This is a genomic window from Streptomyces sp. NPDC001858, from assembly GCF_053594615.1.
Map to the genome: position 1 here is coordinate 1 of NZ_JBSFEV010000066.1, position 20,465 is coordinate 20,465.

The window sequence follows — 20,465 nt, forward strand, 5'->3', positions numbered from 1 at the left end:
ACGTGTCGTCCGGCGCCACGAAGAACTTCACGATGATGCTCACCTGGGCATCATGCCCGACTATCCAGAGCCATGATCGGCCGGACAAGTCCTAGACGGCCCAGCTCGCGGTCGTCCATGAGGTGGCCCCACAGGGCGAGCACCCGGGCTATTTCGACGGTGTCTTCAGGGGTGGGTTGCATGCCGGATCGTCCTCCCTGTCCCTCAGACGCCGCTGAGGATGGCGAGGACGTTGTCGTAGGAGCCGTTGGCCTCCGCGTCGCGCACGAACCTGGCACGCTCCACGACGAGCTCCTTCGCGTCGGGCTTGTCGCGCAGGATCCCGAGGGTCTCGTCGAGGAACTCGTCCAGCGGCATGGAGTTCTCGTCGTCCTGCTGGCCCAGCAGGGTCGTGCGCACGCCCGGCGGGGCCACCTCGATCACCTGGACGCCGGCGTCGGCCTGCACGAGCTGCACGCGCAGGCTCTCCGAGAAGGAGTGCAGCGCGGCCTTGGTCGCGTTGTAGGTCGGGGTGATCGGCAGCGGGACGAACGCCAGCGCCGAGGTGACGTTCACGACGGCCGCGTCGGCCTTGCCGACCAGCAGCGGCAGGAAGGCGTACGTCATCCGGATCGTGCCGAGCAGGTTGACCGTGACGTGGTCCTCGGCGATCGGGAGCGAGGCCGGGTCGAGGAGGTTCTCCTTCAGCATGATGCCGGCGTTGTTGACCAGGATGTTCAGCTCGGGGTGGCTCGCCGCCACCGTTTCGCGGGCCTGGGCGATCGAGTCGGGGTCGGCGACGTCGAGGACGAGCGCGTCGATGCCTGCGTGCTCGGCCGTGATCTCGTCGAGCAGCTCCTTGCGCCGTCCGGCGACGATCACCTTGTTGCCGGCCTCGTGCAGACGCAGGGCCAGGCCGAGCCCGATGCCCGAGGTGCCGCCGGTGATCAGGATCGTGTTGCCGGTCATCTTCATGGGGGTCTCTCTCCTCGCTGCGGCGGGCCGGTGAGCGCCCGCAGCTTCGACCGTAGGAGCACCCGCGAAGACGTGGGAGAGGAAGGTTTATCCATGGATCGGCGGTCTCTGCCTGAGTGACGGCCGTGTCATGGACAGGGACTGACGCTGTCCGTCGTCCACGCCTGCAAGATCATCACTGCCGGCAGCTGGTGACACGGCGCCTACCGGCACCCTGGGCTGCGCATCACCCCTGAACCGGCCAGTGCCGTGCAGGACGGGCTTGACGGGTCAGCTTCCGGAACAGGCTCCCCTTCTCTTTGCAGCCAGAACCCCGGCTCTGGCTGATGCTGGCGACCAACAGCTTGCAGCTGCTCTTGAGCGCACCCCGGACGGGAACCTGGCGCAAGAATTTGACGGAAGGACCTGAACTCCTGCATCGCTACCACACTGCCCAGCCTCCGGCCCGGGTGGTGCTGCAGGCTGCCATGGACGCCCGCCGGCTTGGCGTCGCCGTCCGACGAGCGGTCGGTTCCGCCTTTTTGGAGAGGATCCGTTCGGCGGATGCCCTCTGCACGGCCTGGACGGTGACGTGCCGTTCGGTGATCTCCGGGTACCGGGCCACGAGGGCGGCAAAAAAATCGCGGCCGCGGCATTCTGCAGGAACCCGTGCAGGGTCTCCGTGGTCCGGCGGCGCCGCGCGGACACCTGGGCAAGCAGCATGCCCGGCCGGCAAAGCCATGCCGGGCTCCCGGGCGGGGCCCGCAGACCTAGGCCGACGCCCGGTGCCATCCGGCAACCGGACCGGCGAGGCGGTCGACGGCGTCCGCGATCACCTGCGCGGCGGCAAGGCCCTCGTCCCCGGGCGCCAGCACGGTGACCGCCGTCAGCGGGGCGGTGAACGGTTCAATGCCGTCCCCCAGGCCCAGCGGGTCGTCCGCCACGGGAACGCCGCAGGGGGACCGGTGCCCGGTGCCGGGCACCTCGTGCGCGTCGGACATGGGGGCGGCGTCGTTGCACGCCGGGCCCGTGACAGCCGTTTCCGCCCGGATCCAGCGCGTTCGCGTGCGGTCCTTCGTCATGCCCTGTCCACACCGCGACGCGTCCCACGCCCGCGTCGCACCAGATCAGGGAGACGGGACAGCCGCACTCGATTTTGCGAACCTTGCCCGGACATCGGGGGCTCAGACGTGGCCCGCGCCCCTTCGGGCACGCGCCGCATGACCACCGGTGCGAAGGACGCGTCGCGCCTCGCCGTCGACGAGCCGGGCGGCGATCCCGAGGAATCCAGCCCCGGCACGGTGGCCGGCCTCTTCGGCCTCACCGGAGAAGGCCCACCAGGCGGACGGCGTCCTGCCCGGCACCGTCCGGTCCCTGGACGCCACCTTCCTGCCCGGCCGCCCGCACTGGGCATGACGCCCGGATACGCACCACGTGACCAGCGCCCTTTGAGGAGAGACCGGATCAATGACCGAGAACATCGAACAGCACGCACAGGGCTCGGCCCTCTCCTTCGCCGAACTCGTCCGTGCCCTCCAGGAGCGCGGTATCGAGTACCCGCTGGAGGCGTACCGCGTCCACCGCTGTCCCACCCGCTGTGCTGGTGAGATGCGGACCGAGGAGACCGAGGAGCAGGAGTCGGCAACGGGGAGCTGGGTCTGCCGGTTCGGCGGGTGTGATCGTCCGCGGGTGTGAAGCTCGCCGAAGAGGAGGGCTGCACCACGGTGATCACCAAGCACAAGGTGCGCGCTTTGCCGGCGCCGCTCGACCGGTTCCCGGCAGCCCGCAAGGCCGATGCCGTCCCGGCCCACGTGCCGAGCACGGCGCACAAGGACTTCGGTGACCTCGTCACACCGGCGGCTCACGGCCAACCGCAGGTGCTGCTGCACAACACCACGCCGGTCGCGGTACCGCTCCCCGCCGACTCCGCCTGCGACGCCCTTTCATCCGATACGGCCGCGTACCCCGGCGCGGCGGCCGCAGGAGAGGCGGTGAACAGCCGAGGCGGCCAGGACCGCGGCAGCATTGCGCGCAGGCTCGCCACGCTGCGCGACGCCATCGGTTCCGTACTCTCCCGAACCGGTCGGCGGCCCCACGTTCGGGCTGCCCGGTCCGGACACTGCGACGGGCGGTCTGCAGCCGGGTCGGCTGACGCTCGTGGCGGCCGCCCCGAACGTCGGCGGAAGCCTGCTGGGTCGTGCCGCCGCACGGCAGACCGCGCCCCTCGACCGCCGCCGAAACCCACCTGGTGGCCGAGGAACGCGTCGAGCACGTCTGCGTGCACGCGGTCGCGCGTGCACCCTGGCGGGCAAGGGCACCCTCTTCCGGCTCTTCGGCGACCGGTCCAGGCTGCTGACGGGTCTGCCCGACCACGCCGAGCAGACCTACCAGGCCTCGTTCTTCACCGGCCCGCCGTCCCTCGGCGCGGGTTCCCCGCCATCGAGCGCCGTTCTCCGCCCCGGCTCGCACAACCTGCCGAAGGTCGTGCAGGACTCGGGTGACGACGTTTGAAGGGCCGGCTGCCCGCCGCCAAAAGTGCCCCAGCACCCACCGTCCGAAGGTGCGCGGGCCATCCTGGCAAGCTGCTGCCACACGATGTTGGCGCCGTGCGCTCGGACCGGTCCAGTACGGAGCGCGGGACCACAGTCACCGTCGGCGCCACTCCGCGCTGCAGTACTTCATGCCCGTCGCCGGCCTTTCGGCAGCAGATCCGCTTCCGGCGGTGACGATGAGACCGGCACCGCCGGAATCGAAGCCGGCAGACCGCTGTCAGCCGACCGGCCAATGCTCTTGTCCGTAGCCTTGTGCCGATCTGGCGTCTTCGATGCGGCAGTTCCTACCCGGCTGCGATGTCGCGCAGGTCGATCAACATGCTGCCGCCTTCGAGAACGACGCCGCGTGCACCCGGAGGAATCACCGCGGTGGCGCCCTGTTCATAGATCACGACCGGGCCCGTGAACGTGTCCCCCACTGCCAGCGAACCCCGCGCGATCACCTGTGAGGTGACCGGACCGCTGTCGAGGTCGAAGTAGGACATGATCTCGCTTCGCGGGCCTCCCGAGACGTCACTCTCGACGATTGCGGGGCGAGGGAGCACCCGTTCGACGGTGACTTCGAGTTCGACGGCCTCGATGTCGGACAGCTCGTCGATGTGGCCGTAGCGGCGGCGGTACTCGTGTTCGAACTCGGCGCGCAGCAGTTCGGCGACGTTCTGGGGCACGCTGCCGTCCGCCTTGCCCGGGAGCCGGACGAGGAGTGTCTGACTCTGGCCGACGTAGCGCAGGGCGAGTGCCCACTCGACTCGGAGCTCACCGGCCCTCAGGCTGCCGTCGGAGCCGAAGAACAGCTCCTTCTCCAGTTCGTCCGCGATACGGCCCACCGCCTCGCGCAAGGACGTCGTGTCCAGGTCGGGCAGCCTCGTCGACAGGATCTCGCTGCGCTCCAGGCGCAGATTGACGCCCAGCATGCCGATGGCCGAGAAGTGTCCGGCGTGGACCGGGATGAGGACCTGGCCGATACCGCATTCGAGCGCCACCTCGCATGCGTGCATGGGGCCCGCCCCGCCGATCGCGACCATGGTGAACTCGCGCGGGTCACGGCCGCGTTCCAGGGTCTGCCGGCGCACTGCGGCGGCCATGGAGAGGTTGGCGAGCTTGATGATCCCCAGGGCGACCCGGTGGGGATCCATGCCGGTCTGATCGGCGAGTCGGCCGATCGCGGCCTCGGCGGCGCCCATGTCCAGTTGGAGGGAACCGACGAAGTTCCGCGGGTCGAGGCGACCGCAGTAGAGGTTGGCGTCGGTGACGGTGGGTTCGGTCCCGCCGCCGCCGTAACAGGCGGGTCCCGGCTGGGAGCCGGCCGACTTCGGACCGACCCGCATCGTGCCGGACTCGTCGCACCACGCGATCGATCCACCGCCCGCACCGACCTCGGTCACGTCGACGCTGCGGACCTGGAGGGCGAAGCCCCGCTCGTAGCCGTTGATCCAGTAGAGCTCTGTCGACGCGTACCGTCCGCCTTCGATCAGGCACGACTTCGCCGTGGTGCCTCCCATGTCGAAGGTCACCATGTTCTCGATGCCGAACTGTTCCGCCAGTTCGCGGGCGCCGATCACACCCGCGACCGGTCCGGACTCCACGACCTTCACCGGGAAACGGCGGGCGGAGTCGAGGGCGAGGGCGCCACCGTTCGAGTCCAGGACCACGAACTCGCCGGTGAAGCCGTCGCTCTGCAGGCCGTTGAGCAGCCGCTCGATGTACCGGTCGGCGACCGGCGCGACATAGGCGTTCGCCGCGGCGGTGGTGAAGCGTTCGGCTTCACGCCACTGCCGGCTGATGTCCGACGAGACGGTGACGGTGATGCCGGGCAAGCGTGTCCTGAGCCGGTCGGCGACGAGCCGTTCGTTCGCCGGTTGCACATAGGAGTTGAGGAAGGCGACCGCCACCGCTTCCACGCCCGCCGCGAGAAGCTTGTCGGCGAGGCCGTCGATCTCGTCCTGGCTGGGCTGTACGGCTATCTCGCCGGAGGCATAGACCCGTTCGGCCACCTCGAACCGCAGTTCCGGCGGAACGATCACGGGATCCCGGCGGAAGGTGAGGTTGAAGATCTCGGGCCTGCTGGAGCGGCCGCCTTCGATGACGTCGCCGAACCCTTCGGTGACGACCAGTCCGACCCGCGCGCCCTTGCGTTCCAGCAGCGCGTTGATGACCAACGTGGTGCCATGGGCGAGGATGGCCTCCGACCCGCTGAGGTCGGTGTCCGTGTCGGCGAGTGCGGCAAGCACCCCGTCGCCTTCGGCACCATGGGTCGTCAGCCGCTTGCCGATGTGCAGGCGGCCGTCTGCATCCACCGCGGCGACGTCGGTGAACGTACCGCCGATGTCGGCGCCCACGCGGGCGGCCACCGCCGCCTGCCTGTCGCCTGCGTTTCGTGTCCCTTCGGGCAGCACTCCAGCTCCTCTGTTGTTCGTCAGGCGGCCCGGCACCGGATTCGCCTGCCCTTTTGGTATGGCTCGACGATCTGTGCTCACGGCTTGACGGACAGCACCAGCTTGCCCCGGACATGTCGGTCCTGGATCAAGTGATGTGCGTCTGCGGCAAGTTCGAGCGGAATGGTCTTGCTGATCTCCACATGCAGGTCACCTGTGGAGGCGAGGCGCGCCAGCTGCTCCAGATCGTTCCGGTTCGGGCGCGCCCCCTTGAAATGCCCGCCCCGTTGCTCCACGGCCGACGGGTTCAGGCACACGACGTGGTCCGGTTTCCGCACGATCGCGAAGGACGCGTCCAGCGTCTCGTCGCCCACGAGGTCGAGGACGACGTCGACGCGCCCGTCCCCGCCGACCAGTTCGGCGACCCGGCTCTCGATGCCCGGTCCGTACTCGGTCGGAATCCCGCCCAGAGAGCGGACGAATGCGTGATTGCCCGGCGAGCACGCGCCGACCACCGTCGAAGCGCCGAAATGACGGGCGAGCTGGACCGCGATATGACCCACGCCGCCGGACGCCGAGTTGATGAAGACCGTGTCTCCCTCGCCGACGAGCGGACGCAGGGCCTGCCAGGCAGCGAGGCCGGCGGTCGGCAGGGCCGCGGCCTCGATGAGGCCCAGGCCCTCCGGTACACGGGCGAGCAGCCGGCCGGGAACGGCCACCAGTTCGGCATAGGTGCCGTTCTTGACGTAGTCCTTGAGCACGGCGCCCAGAACGCGGTCACCCGGCTGATATTCCTCCAGGGTGTACCCGGCGCTCACGATCTCGCCCGCGAAGTCAAAGCCGGGAATGATCGGCAGGAAGTGGTTGAAGAACGGGGTCAGATAGCCCGCGCGCATCCCGGCCTCGAGGTGATTGACACCGACCGCGTGAACGCGGACCAGCGCTTCGTCGAAGTGCACGACCGGATCCGGCAACTCGCCGTAGGAGAGGACCTCGGGTGGTCCGAACTCGGAGTGGGAGATGCCTTTCATGACTGCGCTCCGCTCACCGGAGCCTGGCCCCAGCCGCCTCCGCCGCCGCCCCGGAGATACAGCATGGTGCCGGCCGGCACCGGCGTCGGAGAGGTCTTGCCGTAGGGCTGCCTGTCCTCGCTTCCCGGCAGCTGGACATGAATGCTGGCCGGTTGTCCCGGCTCGCCGCCGGCCAGCCCCCAGGCAGGATTCACGGTGCGGTCGATGTAGGTGCTCAGCTGCGATTCCTGGAGGACCTCGACGACTCGTTCCAGCCCCGCACCGCCTCGGTGCAGTCCGGCGCCGCCGGCCTCGCGGAGAATCCGGTGGCCATGGAACCGCACGGGATACTGAGCCTCGACCATCTCCATCGGGACGTCGGGATTGTCCCCGTGCATGAGCGTGCGCAGGGGACCGAATCCGTCGTTCTCGGCGGACGCGCCGAATCCGCCGTTCGCTCCGACGAGATACGTCCAGTATTCGCCGTTGTCGTACTGGCCGGCCAGGGTGATGCCCCAGAACGCGCCGTGGTGTCCGGCCGGAATCCGGTCGGGAAGCTTCTCCCCGATCGCCCGCAGGAACAGATCGATCATGGTGGGCAGAGTGGTGTTGTACCAGCTCATCGGAGCGGTTCCGACCGCGCTCAGCACGGTCCCCGGCGGGATGATGACTTCGAGCGGCTCGAACAGCCCCTCGTCTGCCGGGCGTTCGGGCGCCAGCAGCGACTTGAAGCCCACCCGCATGGAACTGAGCGCGCCGCCGGTCGCACCGGCGTTGACCGGGCGCGCGACCTGGGGCGGCAGGTCGGACAGGTCCACGACCATCCGCTCGCCGGTCACCCTGATGACGACCTTGAGCTTCAGGGGCTCGGTGCCGGGAGCACCCGAGTCGTCCATGTCGATGCCGGCCGTGTACTCGCCGTCCGGTATCTCGGCCACCTTCGAACGGCTCAGCCGGGCGCTGGTCGCGAACTGCTGCTCGACCATGTGTTCCGTCGTCGCGGCGTCCCAGCGGCTGGCCACCCGCTCCTGCCAACGCTGGGCGCCGAGCTGAAGCGCTCCGATCTGGGCCATCAGGTCGCCGGTCACGACCGCCGGCGACCACGAGTTCGCCTGGATGGTGGCCAGTGCTTCCGGAACGATCTGGCCGCGGCTCATGATCTTCGTTCCGCGGTACTGCACGCCCTCCTGGAGGACGCTCGTCGCCCCCCAGCTCAGCGACGTGGGGTTCTGGCCGCCCACGTCGGACCAGTGCATCCGGACGGCGAGGTACCCGACGATCTCCCCTCCGGTGTACACGGGAGTGGCCGCGATCATGTTGTTGAGATGCTGCCCCTGCACCGGCGTGTAGTTGGTGAGGAAGACGTCGCCGGGTTCGATGCGGTCCTCGCCGATGACCTCCACCGCGTCCCGGACGGGCACGCCGAGGTCCGCGAGGAAGATCGGCAGGTTGTGCCGGGACTGGCTCAGCAGCCGGAAGTCCTTGGTGACCAGACCGACGCAGTAGTCCTTGTACTCGTACACGAGCACGTTGTAGGCGGTTCTGGTGATGCTGATCTCGAGCTCTTCGATGACCGATTCGACCGCGTAGCGGAAGAACTCCAGCTCGAGCACGTCGTAGTCGGACTCGGCGTGCCTCGTCGAACGCCCCATCACGGCTCCTTCCGACCGGAAAATGATTGTAGACACATGCGACCAGTTTTCTACGTTAGTGTCAATACCCGAGGCGGCGACGGTGCGCCGCAGCCGGAATCGACTCGGGCGGGTACCTCATTCGCTTGCGGAGTGGACCTTCCGGCGACTCCGGGGTTCCGCGACCGGGCCGTCGAACAGCTCCGAGATGCGCCGCCCTGCCATGACGGCGCCGGCGCTGGTCCCGCAGGTCGCATGGCCGGGACCGAAGGGCGAGAGACGGGCCCTGATCCACCCGTCGAGCGCCTCGTCGGACGTGACATCGCCTCGGCCGAGGCCCATCACGCGCGCCCCGACCGCCCGCATCGGCGCCGACTCGAAGATCTCGTGAAGAACCCGGACCAGCGCGCTGGACCGTCCTTCCCCCACCTGCGAATGAACGGATCAGCTCTGGGGTCCGGCCAACTGCTGACCGAGGAATTCCGATCGCTGAGCGCCTTTCACCATCCAGCGCGTCGCCACCTTGTCGCCCTCGGCGACCTGGAAGCCGGCGTCGATGTCCTGCTGGTTGTAGCTGTCGTAGCAGTGCCTGGCTATGCCCTTCGGGGATTGCGACTCGGTAATTCGAGACTCCTCGGGGAGAGTGACAACGCAGATCTGCGAAACGTGCGCCACGCCGACGGGCTCCGCATCGCGCTCGGCGCAGGCGGCGCGATGCACCGTTTCGATCTGAAGAACCCCGCGTCCACGGGGAGCAAGGAGCGACGGCGTCGACCTCGACCGCCCTCCGGAAGAGAGTCCACTCCGGGATGTTTGACAATATTAACGAAAGTTAAACACATTAGTCAAACATCGGGCGAGGCCGACCGTCGGCGGTGGAGGGGCTCGTGCCCCTCCACCGTGATCACGACTTTTCGGAGGTGATGGCGGTGATGATCGCGGAGAAGTCCCGATGGGGGCCGTCGTGCTCGACGAAGCGGGTGTAGAGGTCCGCGGCGGTGCGACCGAGGACCGCGTCGACGCCTTCTTCAGCGGCGGCGGCCTGGGCGAGTCGGAGGTCCTTGAGCATCAGCCCGCTGGCGAAGCCGTCGGCGTAGTCGCGGTTGGCCGGGCTGGCCGGCACGGGACCCGGGACGGGGCAGTTGGCGGTCAGGGCCCAGCACTGCCCGGATGCGGTGGAGGCGACGTCGAAGAGCGCCTGGTCCGTCAGGCCCAGCTCCCGGCCCAGGACGAACGCCTCACTGACCGCGATCATCGAGATGCCGAGGACCATGTTGTTGCAGATCTTGGCCGCCTGCCCGGCTCCTGACCCGCCACAGTGGACGGTTCGCTTTCCCATGACCGCGAGCAGTTGTTCGGCGGTGGAGACGGAGTCGTCACTGCCTCCGACCATGAACGTCAGGGTGCCTGCCTCGGCGCCGCCGACGCCGCCGGACACGGGAGCGTCGATCGCGGGGTGGCCCGCGTCGATGGCCAGCTGGGCGGCTTCGCGGGCGGCGGCGACGTCGATGGTGGAGCAGTCGAGGAACAACGAACCGGCTGGTGCGGCCGGGACGATCTCGCGGTAGCAGTCGAGGACGTGCCGGCTGCTGGGCAGCATGGTGATGACGACCTCGGCGTCGCTGACGGCATCGGTCGCCGAGCGCGCCGTGGTCACCCCGCTTGCCTCGGCGCGGGCGAGTGCCTCGGGCATCAGGTCGAATCCGACCACGGTGTGTCCGGCCTTGACGAGGTTGGCCGCCATGGGGCCGCCCATGTTGCCCAGTCCGAGGAACGCTGTCTTCGTGCCCATCACTGCTGCCCTCCTGCCAGGCCGAGATCGCCGTTGTCCGGGGTGCTGAAGAAGCGGTCGACGAGTTCGGGGCCGACCTCCGCGAGCGTGCCGGGTGACCAGCGGGGATTTCGGTCCTTGTCGATGATCTGCGCGCGGACGCCCTCGACCAGGTCCGGGGCGCGCAGACAGCCACTGGCGATGCGGTACTCCTGGTCGAGCGCGGCCTCCAGCGTGGGAAGACCGGCCGCCGATCGCAGGGCGCGCAGCGTGACCTTGAGGGCGGTCGGCGATTTCGCCTCGATCTCCTTCCCTGCCGCGCTCGGCTCGGAGCCGTGAGCGTGCAGCCGGTCGAGGATTCCCTCGACGGTGTCGGCGGCGTAGCACGAATCGATCCAGCCCGACCGAGCGGCGAGTGTGCTCTCCGGGGGCGTCTCGGCGACCGAGGTCACAGCCTCGGCCGGTGTCATGGTCTCCAGCGCCCGCAACAGATCGGTCAGCCGGGTGCTCGGCACGTAGTGGTCGGCCAGTCCGCAGTGAATGGCGTCGGGGCCGGAGAGCTGGGCAGCCGTGAGCGCGGCATGGACGCCGAGCAGACCGGGGGCGCGGGAGAGCAGGTAGGTGCCGCCGACGTCGGGGACGAAGCCGATACCGACTTCGGGCATGCCGATGCTGGAGCGTTCGGTCACGACCCGGAGCGAGCCGTGTGCGGACAGGCCGACGCCACCCCCCATGACCAGCCCGTCCATCAGCGCCACGTACGGCTTGGGGTAGCGCGCGATGTGGGCGTTGAGCCGGTACTCATCGGCCCAGAACGCCAGTGACGCGGTGCCGCCGGTGCGCGCGTCGTGGTAGATGGAGCGGATGTCGCCCCCCGCGCACAGGCCACGCTCCCCCGCGCCGTCGAGAACCACGGCGCGCACCCGGTCGTCGGTCTCCCAGGTGGTCAGCGCGGTCTGGATCGTACGGACCATGGCGTGCGTGAGGGCGTTGATCGCCCTTGGACGGTGGAGGGTGATGCGGCCCAGGCCGTGTTCGACGCGGAGCAGCACCTCTGCTTCCGTGGGGTTCACCGGGCGGCTCCGAGCCGGCCGTGGGAGACGATTTCGCACATGATGTCGTTGGCTCCTTCCGGGAGCTGGTGGGTCCGCTCAGCTCATGGTGGGGATGACGAAGCTGGCGCCTTCCTTGATGCCGCTGGGCCAGCGGGAGGTGACGGTCTTGGTTTTGGTGTAGAAGCGGATCGAGTCCGGGCCGTGCTGGTTGAGGTCGCCGAACCCGGAGCGCTTCCAGCCGCCGAAGGTGTGGTAGGCGATCGGCACCGGAATGGGGACGTTCACCCCGACCATGCCGGTGTTGACGCGTTGGGTGAAGTCGCGGGCGGTATCGCCGTCGCGGGTGAAGATCGCGACGCCGTTGCCGTACTCGTGCTCGCTGGGCAGCCGCAACGCCTGCTCGTAGTCGTCGGCGCGCACGATCGACAGCACCGGGCCGAAGATCTCCTCCCGGTAGATCCGCATCTGCGGGGTGACATGGTCGAACAGGCAGCCGCCGAGGAAGAACCCGCCCTCGTGTCCGGGCACGGTGAGATCGCGGCCGTCGACGACGAGGTGCGCACCCTCGCTGAGGCCGGACTCGATGTATTCACGGACCCGATGTGCCGCGTCGGCCGTGATCAGCGGACCGAAGTCCGCGCTCGGGTCGTGCGACGCCCCCACCTTCAGTGCACGCACCCTCTCGGCGAGCTTGTCGACCAGCGCGTCGGCGGTGGCCTGCCCGACCGGGACGGCCACCGAAGTGGCCATGCAACGCTCCCCCGCCGAGCCGTAGGCGGCGCCGACGAGTGCGTCGGCGGCCTGGTCGAGGTCGGCGTCGGGCATCACGATCATGTGGTTCTTGGCGCCGCCGAAACACTGGGCCCGCTTGCCGTGCGCGGCGGCCGTGGCGTAGACGTACTCGGCGATCGCCGACGAGCCGACGAACCCGAGCGCCTCCACGCGGGGGTCCGTCAGCAGCACGTCCACCGCTTCCTTGTCGCCGTTGACCACGTTGAACACCCCCGGCGGAAGCCCGGCCTCGACGAAGATCTCCGCGAGCCGCAGCGGCACCGACGGGTCACGCTCCGAGGGCTTGAGAATGAAGGCGTTTCCGCAGGCGATCGCCGGTGCGGCCTTCCACAGCGGGATCATCGCGGGGAAGTTGAACGGGGTGATGCCCGCGACCACGCCCAGCGGCTGTCGCATCGAGTAGACGTCGATCCCGGTGCCGGCGCTGTCGGAGTACTCCCCCTTGAGCAGGTGCGGGACGCCGATCGCGAACTCGACCACCTCCAGCCCCCGTTGAATGTCCCCGTGGGCGTCGGCGATGGTCTTGCCGTGTTCCGAGGACAACAGCTTCGCCAGGTCGTCCTGCTCGGCGCGGATCAGCTCGAGAAACCGCATCAGCACCCTCGCCCGCCGCTGCGGATTCCACCGCGCCCACTCGGCCTGCGCCTTTGCCGCGTCGGCGATGACCGCCTCGACCTCGGCCTTCGACGCCAGCGGCACATGGGCCTGTACCGCCCCGGTGTTCGGGTCGAAGACCTCGGCGAACCGGCCCGACTGTCCGGGCATGCTCTTGCCCGCAACGAAATGGTGCAACTCACGCTTCATCGATTTCACCTTCGGTTTCCCGGCGCGCGAACGCCTTGGTCAGAGTCGCTGGAGGAGCGTCGCGGTACCGAGCCCACCGCCGCAGCACATGGTGACGAGCCCGATTTCACGGTCGGTGTCCTCGAGTTGGTGGAGCAGGGTGGTGATGAGCCGGGCGCCGGTGGCGCCCAGCGGGTGGCCGAGGGCCATCGCGCCGCCCCGCGGATTCACGCGGTCCAGGTCGGGCTTGAGCTCGCGTAGCCACGCCCCCACGACCGAGGCGAACGCCTCGTTGATCTCGATCGTGTCGACGTCGTCGACGGTCAGCCCGTTGCGGTCCAGGATCTTGTGGGTGGCGGGGATCGGACCGGTCAGCATGATCTGCGGATCTACGCCGACGACGGCCTGGTCGACGATGCGCGCCCTGGGGCGGACACCGAGCTCGGCGGCTTTCTCCGCACTCATGAGCAGGACCGCCGACGCCCCGTCGGCCACTTGGGACGAGGTCGCCGCGGTCGTACGGCCGTCGGCGCGGAAGACCGGGCGCAGTCCGGCGAGGGTCGTGAGGTTGGTGTCCGGGCGGATGCCCTGGTCGACGTCGTGGGCCTGGGAGCCGATCCCGATGTCGACGATTTCCCGCCGGAACGCGCCGGACCGGGTGGCGAGGTGCGCGAGCCGGTGCGACCGTACCGCCAACTCGTCGAGCTCGGGGCGGGACAGGTCCCACCGCTCGGCGATCATCTCCGCGGCGATGCCCTGCCCGACCAGCGTCTGGTCCTGTACGAGTCCGTACCGTTCCTGCACGTCCGGGGTGATGGCTCGCCCGAATTCCTCCTGGACCCGGACCCCGGCGGCGAAGGGCAGATGGCCCATGTGCTCGACGCCGCCCGCCACGATGACGTCCTGCGCCCCGGAGGCGATCATGGCGGTCGCGAAGTTGACCGCCTGCTGCCCGGACCCGCACTGTCGGTCGACGGTCGTCGCCGGCACCTCGACGGGCAGGCCTTCCTGCAACCACGCGTTGCGCGCGATGTTGCAGCCCTGCTCGCCGATCTGCTGCACGCATCCGGCGATGACGTCGTCGACCTCGGCCGGAGCCACGCCGGAGCGTTCGAGCACCGCGGAGAAGGAGCGGCCCAGCAATGTCGCGGGATGGACATCCCGCAACCAGCCCTTCTCGGGATGACCGCGTCCGATCGCGGTGCGAACGGCACCGACGACAACGACGTCTCGCCCTACTGGCTTCCTCATCGAAGCTCCTCCCTCTCCGCTCTGCTCGGCAGCCGGCAGTCGGCGATCGACCAGCACAGGCCATGTCGATGCGGCCGGCGACGAGCGCGGCGGTCATGTCCTGGACGTGCGGTATCGCCGCGCGACGGCGACCTGAGGCTGCTCATGCGCGGGCCCCAGTGGCTGATGGGCATCGGCCGGCACCGCGGCACGCGGAACCGGAACTGTGGGCGTCGAATGCACCGGGTTCCACCCCGCCGGTCGTCACTACGGCGGTCTCGATCACGATCGCGGGCCGGTCGGCGGTGTACGGGTGAGTGTGCGCGGTGAACACATCGACCGAGGTGCCGACCGGCGTGAAGAACTCACCTGCGCCGCAACCGATCACACCCACACGCCGAGTCGCCATGACACTCTCTATACCCGAGAATCGTCACAACCGTCAATAATTCTTCGTCGACGACGAAGCCGGTTCGCGGCAACGCGCGCCCGGCCACCGCTGCGCAAAGGCGGGGACCGCAGCGCCGGGTTCTACGCGCGCGTTAGAATTTGACCATGCCAGATGAAGCTCAGAAGGCGAAGACCACGAGGCCTCGCCGGGCCGCGGCCGCCGACGGCACGGAGAAGTCGCCGTCTCGCGGAACGTCTCGTCGCGGGTTGGTCGAGGATCAGATCTTTGCCGAGGCGGCACGCCTCTTCGCGGAGCGCGGGTTCGCGGGCACGAACCTCCAGGACATCGCCGACGCGATGGGCATGACGCGCCCCGCCCTCTACTACTACGTCAAGAGCAAGGACGAGCTGTTGGCTCGGCTGGTGGCGGAGACCACCGAGGCCCCCGCCGTCGAGATCAAGCGGCTCGCGAAGGATCCGAACGCCGATGCTGCGGTGCGGCTGCGTGGTGTGGCCAAGGCGATGGCTCTGCGCCGCGCCACCGATCCCCACCGCTTCCAGCTGCTGCTCAGGTCGGAAGCGGATCTGTCGCCCGATCTCGCCCGCTCCCACCAGGCCGCGCAACGTGCCGCGCTGCGCGAGCTGATCCACCTCATCGAGGAGGGCATGGGTACGGGCCAGTTCCGCCCGGTGGATCCGCGCACGACCGCCCTCGCGGTGATCGGTATGTGCAACTGGATCGCATGGTGGCAGCATTCGCTCGGGGAGAAGAGCCCCGCCGAGGTGGCGGATCTGATCGCCGATCTCGCGGTGACCATGGTCCGCCGACCCGATGGCCAGGCCCTCGGCGCGACCGGCCCCCAAGGGGCCATCGCTCAGCTGCGTGCCGACCTGGACTACCTGGAGCGGGCGCTCGACCAGCAGAACCAGTCCACGGGCACCGAGAAAGAGTCGTGAACTCGCCACCACTGCGGCTGACAATTCGGGTGTAGCGTCACGCTATGACTGCACGGTGGGTGGGGCGCCTGCCGGCTGAGGTGACCAGCTTCGTCGGGCGGAGGCGAGCGCTGGGACAGGTCCGGCGGCTGCTGTCGGCCGGGCGTCTGGTCACCCTGACCGGTCCCGGTGGCGTCGGCAAAACCCGGCTGGCCCGCCGCGTCGCCGCGGAGGTGCGCCGGGCTTTTCCCGACGGGGTCTGGCTGGTGGAGCTGGCCGAACTGCGGGAGGGGGACCTCCTCGCCTACGAGGTCGCGGCCATGTTCGGACTCAAGGACGCCTCCGCCGACCCGGCCGCAAGCCTGGCCGAACACCTGCGCGACAAGAACCTCCTCCTGCTCCTCGACAACTGCGAGCACTTGATCCATCCGGTCGTGGCCCTGGTGAACAAGTTGCTGACGAGCGCCCCGGCGCTGCGAGTGCTGACCACCAGCCGGCAGGTCCTGGGCAGCGAGGGTGAGTACCTGTTCGAGGTACCCCCGTTGTCACTGCCCGAGGCCGATCCTCTCGGCAGCCTCGGCCCCGGCCGCCCGGCGTCCGAAGCCGTCGACCTCTTCCTGGACCGTGCCGCGGCCGTCGTTCCCGAGCTGCCGGAGGGCCCCGAGTTCCAGCGGTCCGTGAGCGACCTCTGCCGGCGCCTGGACGGGATTCCCCTGGCCATCGAACTCGCCGCGGCACGGATGCGGGCGTATCCGGTCGAGGAGATCCTGGCGCGCGTGGAACACGCCCTGGACGTGCTGACCACCGGCCCCAGATCGGCGCCGGCTCGCCACCGGGCCCTGAAGGCCACCATCGACTGGAGCTTCGGCCTGTGTTCACCCGAAGAGCAACTGATGTGGGCGCGGCTGTCGGTGTTCGCCGGCGGATTCGATCTCAACTCGGCCGAAGGCGTGTGCACCGACGCGCGGTTGCCGCGCACCCAGGTGTTCGACCTGCTCGCCAGCCTGGTCGACAAATCCATCCTGCACCGCGAGAGCGGATCGGCAAGGTTCTCCTTGCTCGAAACGGTCCGTGAATACGGCCGCGAGCACTTGGTCGCCCTCGGGGAGGAGAAGGAGTTCCTCGTCCGTCACGCCCAGCACTTCGCGGCGCTCGCCGACCGCGGCCGTACCGACTATTTCAGCGAGCGGGAGATCCGCTGGTTCCAGGAGGTCGATCTCAACCACGCCAACATCCGGCTCGCGATGCAGTTCTTCCTGTCCGAGGGCGGTGAGCCGCGGATCGCCCTGCGCATCGCCGCCCGCCTGCGGATGTACTGGTCCAAGCCGAGCGTGATCATGGAGGGCCACCAGTGGCTGCGCAAGGCACTGGACAGCAGCCCGGAGCCGTCCGAGGAGCGTGCCGAGGCGCTGTGGGCGTGCGCATACCTCGAGGTGCTGCTCACGGAGGTGGAGCGCGCGGCGCGGACCATGGGCGAGTGCCGCACGCTGGCCGGCAGGCTCGCCCTGCACCGGGTCGAGGCCGCGCTGACCTTGTGTCCCATCCTCGCGGACTTCGTACTGGGTGACGTCACTGCCGCTCTGGGGCACGCCAAGGACGCCATTGCCTGCGGGCGCAAGGTCGACGATCCCACGGTCACGGGGGAAGCCCTGTTCTTCGCCGCGGCCATGGCCTTCGCCTCGGGTGATCCCGGCGCGGACCGCCTCGCCGACGAAGCGCTGACGTTCCTCGAAGCCGAGCACTCCCAGTTGTGGCGCGCCAACGCGCTGTGGATCAACGGCGTGGTGCGCTGCCGTGCGGGCGACCGGGATGCCGCGACCGCTCACTTCCTCGACGCGATCGGGCTCTTCCGGCGACTCGGCCACGACGTGGGCCTGGCCCTGGCCCTCGACGGGCTGGCCTGGGTGGCCGCGCGCTCCGGCGAACTGAGCCGGGCGGCGCGCCTGCTGGGGGCGGCCGACCCCATCTGGAGAACCGGACCGCGCCGGATGATGCCGTTCGAGTTCAGTGAGTTCGCCGTCAAGGGCAAGGTCGAGGCGATCGTGCGCGCCGGGATCAGCGAGGCGGCCTTCGATGCGGCCGTTCAAGAAGGGAGTACCCGGCCGCTCGACGAAGTTCTCGGCGAGGTCGAGGGCATGGGCCGGCACGGGGCGAAGCCCAGGCGTGCCGCGCGTGATGACCTGCCGACGGCCCTGTCCCCGCGCGAACGCAAGGTCGCCGATCTGCTGGCGAAGGGATCGAGCAACCAGGACATCGCGACGGAACTGGTGCTCTCACGCCGCACCGTCGAATCGCACGTCCAGCACATCCTCACCAAGCTCGGCTACCACTCCCGAACGCAAGTCGCGTCCTGGGTCAGCCGCATGGAGTCGGCCGACCGGCCCAGGACATGAGGTTCCGGCAGGGACGAGGTCCGCGGACATCGCCGTCGGCGCACCGTCCCCGTCGTCGTGAACGGTGGCGGTACGGGTCCGCCGGATCATGAGTCATGAATGACGAATTATTGACTGCCGAGTAGAACAATGCCACGCTGAGGTTGCCACGATGACTCGACGAGGAAGGTGGCGGAACGATGCGTGACCACCTCGTCGGCGGATTCGTCGATCCCGTGAAGCACACCGAGACACCCTGCTTGGGGCCGGTGCGACCGGACGCCTGCCCGGTCTGCCGCGCAGCGGCTACCGACAAGTGGACTCAGTAGTGATTTCAGCAGTCTCGACCATGTGCTCTCGGCACCGAGGTGACAAGGTCGGCTCACATCTTCACCGGCACCGTCGCCCGCGGAGAGCGCTCGTCGGCGCCGGAAGGATGCGTCCCGCAGCCCTCCGATCCCGAGGCAGGCAAGCATGCCGTCAACACGCAACCGTGCAGCCGAACCCGCCCACTTGCAGCGATTGATCTCGGAAACGTTCTGGGAGATCAAGAAGGCGACCACCGCCCGGGACGAACAGGCGGTACGCCTCGCCGAACGCGAGATGACCGCGCTCCTCGATCAGCTCGCCGACTGCATGATCACCGGCGCGAGCGCCGACTGGCGAGCGGGGAGCAAGGGTGCCGACGTCATCACATCGAACACATGAGCGCACAACTGTCGGAATGATCGAGTGGAGGCGGACAAGGCATGGTTGACACGGCACCTTGGGAGCAGGTGTTCGGCCGGCTGTCGGTCGTGGGCGCCGTCGCAGTCCTTGAAATCGCCTTGCTTCTGCTGGCCAGTCGCCACGTCGAGCCCTCCGTCATACCAACGCGGTTCGTCCGCCGAGTTCAGTGGTGGAGCACCCACGGGCGTGCCGCTCTCGCATACGCCGTCGTCCTCACCCTTGGTTCACTCGCGGGCCTTGCGGCGGTTCACGCCTGACCGTCTCAGCGCCTCGTCCACCGCCGGCTGCCGCTGACGACGGCGACGCCGGTGGGCATGCACTTCCCCACGCCCCTGAAGGGCGCGTCCCCCTCCCCCCTGGACAAGGAGAGCAGCGGCATCATGTCAGTCGAACCGTCCCCCACCCGCTCCGGGCAACTCGATCCCCCGGCCCTCGCCCCTACGGAGCCACCCAGCCGCACGCCGGGCGAACGACGCCCCCGGCTCCGCTCTGGACTGTCGTACACCCTGCTCGGCCCGGCCTTCGTAGCCGCGATCGCATACGTCGATCCAGGGAACTTCGCCACCAACGTGCAGGCCGGCGCCACCTTCGGGCCACTGCTGCTGTGGGTGCTGCTCACGGCGAACGTCGTGGCGATGCTGCTGCAGTACCTGTCCGCCAAGCTCGGCGTCGCCACCGGGAAGAGTCTGCCGGAACTGTGTCGCGCCCGGTACCGCAGGCCGGTGGTGTGGGGGCTGTGGGTGCAGGCGGAGGCGGTCGTCGTGATGACCGACCTCGCGGAGGTGGTGGGCGGGGCCATCGCCCTCCACCTGCTGTTCGGCCTTCCGCTGTGGCTGGGGGGCGTGGTCGTCGGGGCGGTGTCGCTGCTGCTGATGCCCATGCGCGGGCGCGGCCGGCGCCGCTTCGAGGTGCTGATGGCGGCGGGCCTGACCTGTCTGCTGGGGCTGTTCCTCGGGCAAGTGCTGGGCGCCGGCACTCCGTTGGCCACGGCCGCCGATGGGCTGATACCGGGAATTTCGGGTACCGAGAGCGTGGTGATGGCCGGGGGGATCGTCGGTGCCACGGTCATGCCGCACGTGATCTATCTGCACTCGGCGCTCACGAGCGATCGCTACAGCCTGTCCCTCGCAGCCGGCAGCGGCGGTCCGCCCGACGACCCGGACCGGCCGCTGCGTCGCCGCCTGCTGCGTCATGTGCGCACCGACGTGCTCATCGCGATGGGCCTCGCGGGCGCCGTGAACGTGGCACTGCTGGTGTCGGCGGCGACCCTGTTCCACCCGGGCGCCCCCGAAGCGGCCGACTCGCTGGGCGCCGCGCACGACGCGTACGGGCGGCTCGTCGGCCCGGCCGCCGCCCTCGCCTTCGCACTCGCCCTGCTCGTCTCGGGCCTCGCGGGAACCAGCGTCGGCATGTACGCGGGCGAAGTCGTGATGGGCGGCTTCCTCGGCCGCCGGATCCCTGTACTACTGCGCCGGCTCCTCACGATGACACCCGCGATCGTGGTACTCGCCGCCGGCGCCAGTCCCACGGAGAGCCTGGTGTTCAGCCAGGTCATCCTCTCCTTCGGCATCCCTTTCGCACTGGTCCCACTGGTCCTGCTCACCCGCGACGCCGGCGTCATGGGCCGCTGGGTCAACCGGCGTACGACCACATGGGGAGCGTGGGCCATCAGCGCGACCGTGGTGGCCTTGAACGTGGCGCTCCTGATGAGCCTGTTCGCCGGCTGAGCGCCCACCCGGCAGACCCTGGGTGATCTTCACTGTCAGGCCGGGCCGCAATGCACGGCCGGTGGCTGGGCACGACCGCCAAGGGACATCCGGTCCGACAAGAGCCTCCAGGCACTCGCGCGCTGGCGCCGTTCCTCCGACCCGACGGCCGTCGTCCGCCATCGGACGGCGACGGCCCG

16 protein-coding genes are annotated in these 20,465 nt (G+C 69.2%); 6 read left to right on the forward strand and 10 right to left on the reverse strand.

What is annotated here, in order from left to right; genetic code table 11:
* Positions 1 to 204 precede the first annotated feature (204 nt).
* Together ACWCPF_RS43110 and ACWCPF_RS43115 are read right to left on the reverse strand one after the other, a co-directional pair.
* Complete coding sequence (locus tag ACWCPF_RS43110; RefSeq protein ID WP_451050615.1) at positions 205 to 954, reverse strand: SDR family oxidoreductase; 750 nt, start codon at positions 952 to 954, stop codon at positions 205 to 207.
* 749 nt (positions 955 to 1,703) lie between these two features.
* Positions 1,704 to 1,934 (reverse strand): hypothetical protein, encoded by a 231-nt coding sequence (locus ACWCPF_RS43115; protein WP_451050616.1) that lies wholly within the window; start codon positions 1,932 to 1,934, stop codon positions 1,704 to 1,706.
* 466 nt (positions 1,935 to 2,400) lie between these two features.
* Here ACWCPF_RS43115 and ACWCPF_RS43120 point away from each other — a divergent pair, with 466 nt between their 5' ends.
* Together ACWCPF_RS43120 and ACWCPF_RS43125 are read left to right on the forward strand one after the other, a co-directional pair.
* Positions 2,401 to 2,628, forward strand: a complete 228-nt coding sequence (locus ACWCPF_RS43120; protein ID WP_451050617.1) for a hypothetical protein — start codon at positions 2,401 to 2,403, stop codon at positions 2,626 to 2,628.
* Positions 2,629 to 3,090: 462 nt separating this feature from the next.
* Entirely contained in the window at positions 3,091 to 3,444 is a 354-nt protein-coding gene (locus ACWCPF_RS43125) for a hypothetical protein (protein ID WP_451050618.1), read from the forward strand.
* A 325-nt stretch (positions 3,445 to 3,769) separates the two neighbouring features.
* On the opposite strand, the gene ACWCPF_RS43130 is transcribed toward ACWCPF_RS43125, so the two are convergent.
* The 8 genes from ACWCPF_RS43130 to ACWCPF_RS43165 all read right to left on the reverse strand — a co-directional run bounded on the left by ACWCPF_RS43130 (position 3,770) and on the right by ACWCPF_RS43165 (position 14,153).
* Positions 3,770 to 5,836 (reverse strand): hydantoinase/oxoprolinase family protein, encoded by a 2,067-nt coding sequence (locus tag ACWCPF_RS43130; RefSeq protein ID WP_451050619.1) that lies wholly within the window; start codon positions 5,834 to 5,836, stop codon positions 3,770 to 3,772.
* Positions 5,837 to 5,958: 122 nt separating this feature from the next.
* Positions 5,959 to 6,819 (reverse strand): NADP-dependent oxidoreductase, encoded by an 861-nt coding sequence (locus ACWCPF_RS43135; RefSeq protein WP_451050620.1) that lies wholly within the window; start codon positions 6,817 to 6,819, stop codon positions 5,959 to 5,961.
* A 68-nt stretch (positions 6,820 to 6,887) separates the two neighbouring features.
* A complete protein-coding gene (locus ACWCPF_RS43140) occupies positions 6,888 to 8,522 on the reverse strand; it encodes a hydantoinase B/oxoprolinase family protein (protein ID WP_451050621.1) in 1,635 nt (544 codons plus the stop codon).
* Positions 8,523 to 8,945: 423 nt separating this feature from the next.
* Complete coding sequence (locus ACWCPF_RS43145; protein WP_451050622.1) at positions 8,946 to 9,221, reverse strand: hypothetical protein; 276 nt, start codon at positions 9,219 to 9,221, stop codon at positions 8,946 to 8,948.
* A 184-nt stretch (positions 9,222 to 9,405) separates the two neighbouring features.
* Positions 9,406 to 10,293: a 3-hydroxyisobutyrate dehydrogenase gene (gene mmsB / locus ACWCPF_RS43150; RefSeq protein ID WP_451050623.1), complete on the reverse strand. Its 888-nt coding sequence runs from the start codon at positions 10,291 to 10,293 to the stop codon at positions 9,406 to 9,408.
* On the reverse strand, positions 10,293 to 11,345 hold the full coding sequence (locus ACWCPF_RS43155) for an enoyl-CoA hydratase/isomerase family protein (RefSeq protein ID WP_451050624.1): 1,053 nt from the start codon (positions 11,343 to 11,345) through the stop codon (positions 10,293 to 10,295). The genes mmsB and ACWCPF_RS43155 overlap by 1 nt, the downstream gene beginning before the upstream one ends.
* Before the next feature lie 78 nt (positions 11,346 to 11,423).
* Complete coding sequence (locus tag ACWCPF_RS43160; protein WP_451050625.1) at positions 11,424 to 12,923, reverse strand: CoA-acylating methylmalonate-semialdehyde dehydrogenase; 1,500 nt, start codon at positions 12,921 to 12,923, stop codon at positions 11,424 to 11,426.
* A 39-nt stretch (positions 12,924 to 12,962) separates the two neighbouring features.
* Positions 12,963 to 14,153 (reverse strand): thiolase family protein, encoded by a 1,191-nt coding sequence (locus tag ACWCPF_RS43165; protein WP_451050626.1) that lies wholly within the window; start codon positions 14,151 to 14,153, stop codon positions 12,963 to 12,965.
* 534 nt (positions 14,154 to 14,687) lie between these two features.
* Between ACWCPF_RS43165 and ACWCPF_RS43170 the strand changes: the two genes are divergently transcribed.
* From ACWCPF_RS43170 to ACWCPF_RS43185, 4 genes are all read left to right on the forward strand, one after another.
* Positions 14,688 to 15,479 (forward strand): TetR/AcrR family transcriptional regulator, encoded by a 792-nt coding sequence (locus ACWCPF_RS43170; RefSeq protein WP_451050627.1) that lies wholly within the window; start codon positions 14,688 to 14,690, stop codon positions 15,477 to 15,479.
* Between the two features lie 44 nt (positions 15,480 to 15,523).
* Positions 15,524 to 17,851 carry a LuxR C-terminal-related transcriptional regulator gene (locus ACWCPF_RS43175; RefSeq protein WP_451050628.1) on the forward strand — a complete coding sequence of 776 codons (2,328 nt, stop codon included), beginning with the start codon at positions 15,524 to 15,526 and terminating at the stop codon, positions 17,849 to 17,851.
* A gap of 492 nt (positions 17,852 to 18,343) precedes the next feature.
* Positions 18,344 to 18,538, forward strand: coding sequence for a hypothetical protein (locus tag ACWCPF_RS43180; RefSeq protein WP_451050629.1), 195 nt, complete (start codon positions 18,344 to 18,346; stop codon positions 18,536 to 18,538).
* 401 nt (positions 18,539 to 18,939) lie between these two features.
* On the forward strand, positions 18,940 to 20,286 hold the full coding sequence (locus tag ACWCPF_RS43185) for an Nramp family divalent metal transporter (RefSeq protein WP_451050630.1): 1,347 nt from the start codon (positions 18,940 to 18,942) through the stop codon (positions 20,284 to 20,286).
* Positions 20,287 to 20,465 lie beyond the last annotated feature (179 nt).

Coding starts and splice junctions, on each gene's coding strand:
- ACWCPF_RS43170 (WP_451050627.1), top strand. CDS start 14,688: ATGCCAGATGAAGCTCAGAAGGCGAAGACCACGAGGCCTCGCCGGGCC.
- ACWCPF_RS43160 (WP_451050625.1), bottom strand. CDS start 12,923: ATGAAGCGTGAGTTGCACCATTTCGTTGCGGGCAAGAGCATGCCCGGA.
- ACWCPF_RS43175 (WP_451050628.1), top strand. CDS start 15,524: ATGACTGCACGGTGGGTGGGGCGCCTGCCGGCTGAGGTGACCAGCTTC.
- ACWCPF_RS43140 (WP_451050621.1), bottom strand. CDS start 8,522: ATGGGGCGTTCGACGAGGCACGCCGAGTCCGACTACGACGTGCTCGAG.
- mmsB (WP_451050623.1), bottom strand. CDS start 10,293: ATGGGCACGAAGACAGCGTTCCTCGGACTGGGCAACATGGGCGGCCCC.
- ACWCPF_RS43110 (WP_451050615.1), bottom strand. CDS start 954: ATGAAGATGACCGGCAACACGATCCTGATCACCGGCGGCACCTCGGGC.
- ACWCPF_RS43115 (WP_451050616.1), bottom strand. CDS start 1,934: ATGTCCGACGCGCACGAGGTGCCCGGCACCGGGCACCGGTCCCCCTGC.
- ACWCPF_RS43165 (WP_451050626.1), bottom strand. CDS start 14,153: ATGAGGAAGCCAGTAGGGCGAGACGTCGTTGTCGTCGGTGCCGTTCGC.
- ACWCPF_RS43185 (WP_451050630.1), top strand. CDS start 18,940: ATGTCAGTCGAACCGTCCCCCACCCGCTCCGGGCAACTCGATCCCCCG.
- ACWCPF_RS43120 (WP_451050617.1), top strand. CDS start 2,401: ATGACCGAGAACATCGAACAGCACGCACAGGGCTCGGCCCTCTCCTTC.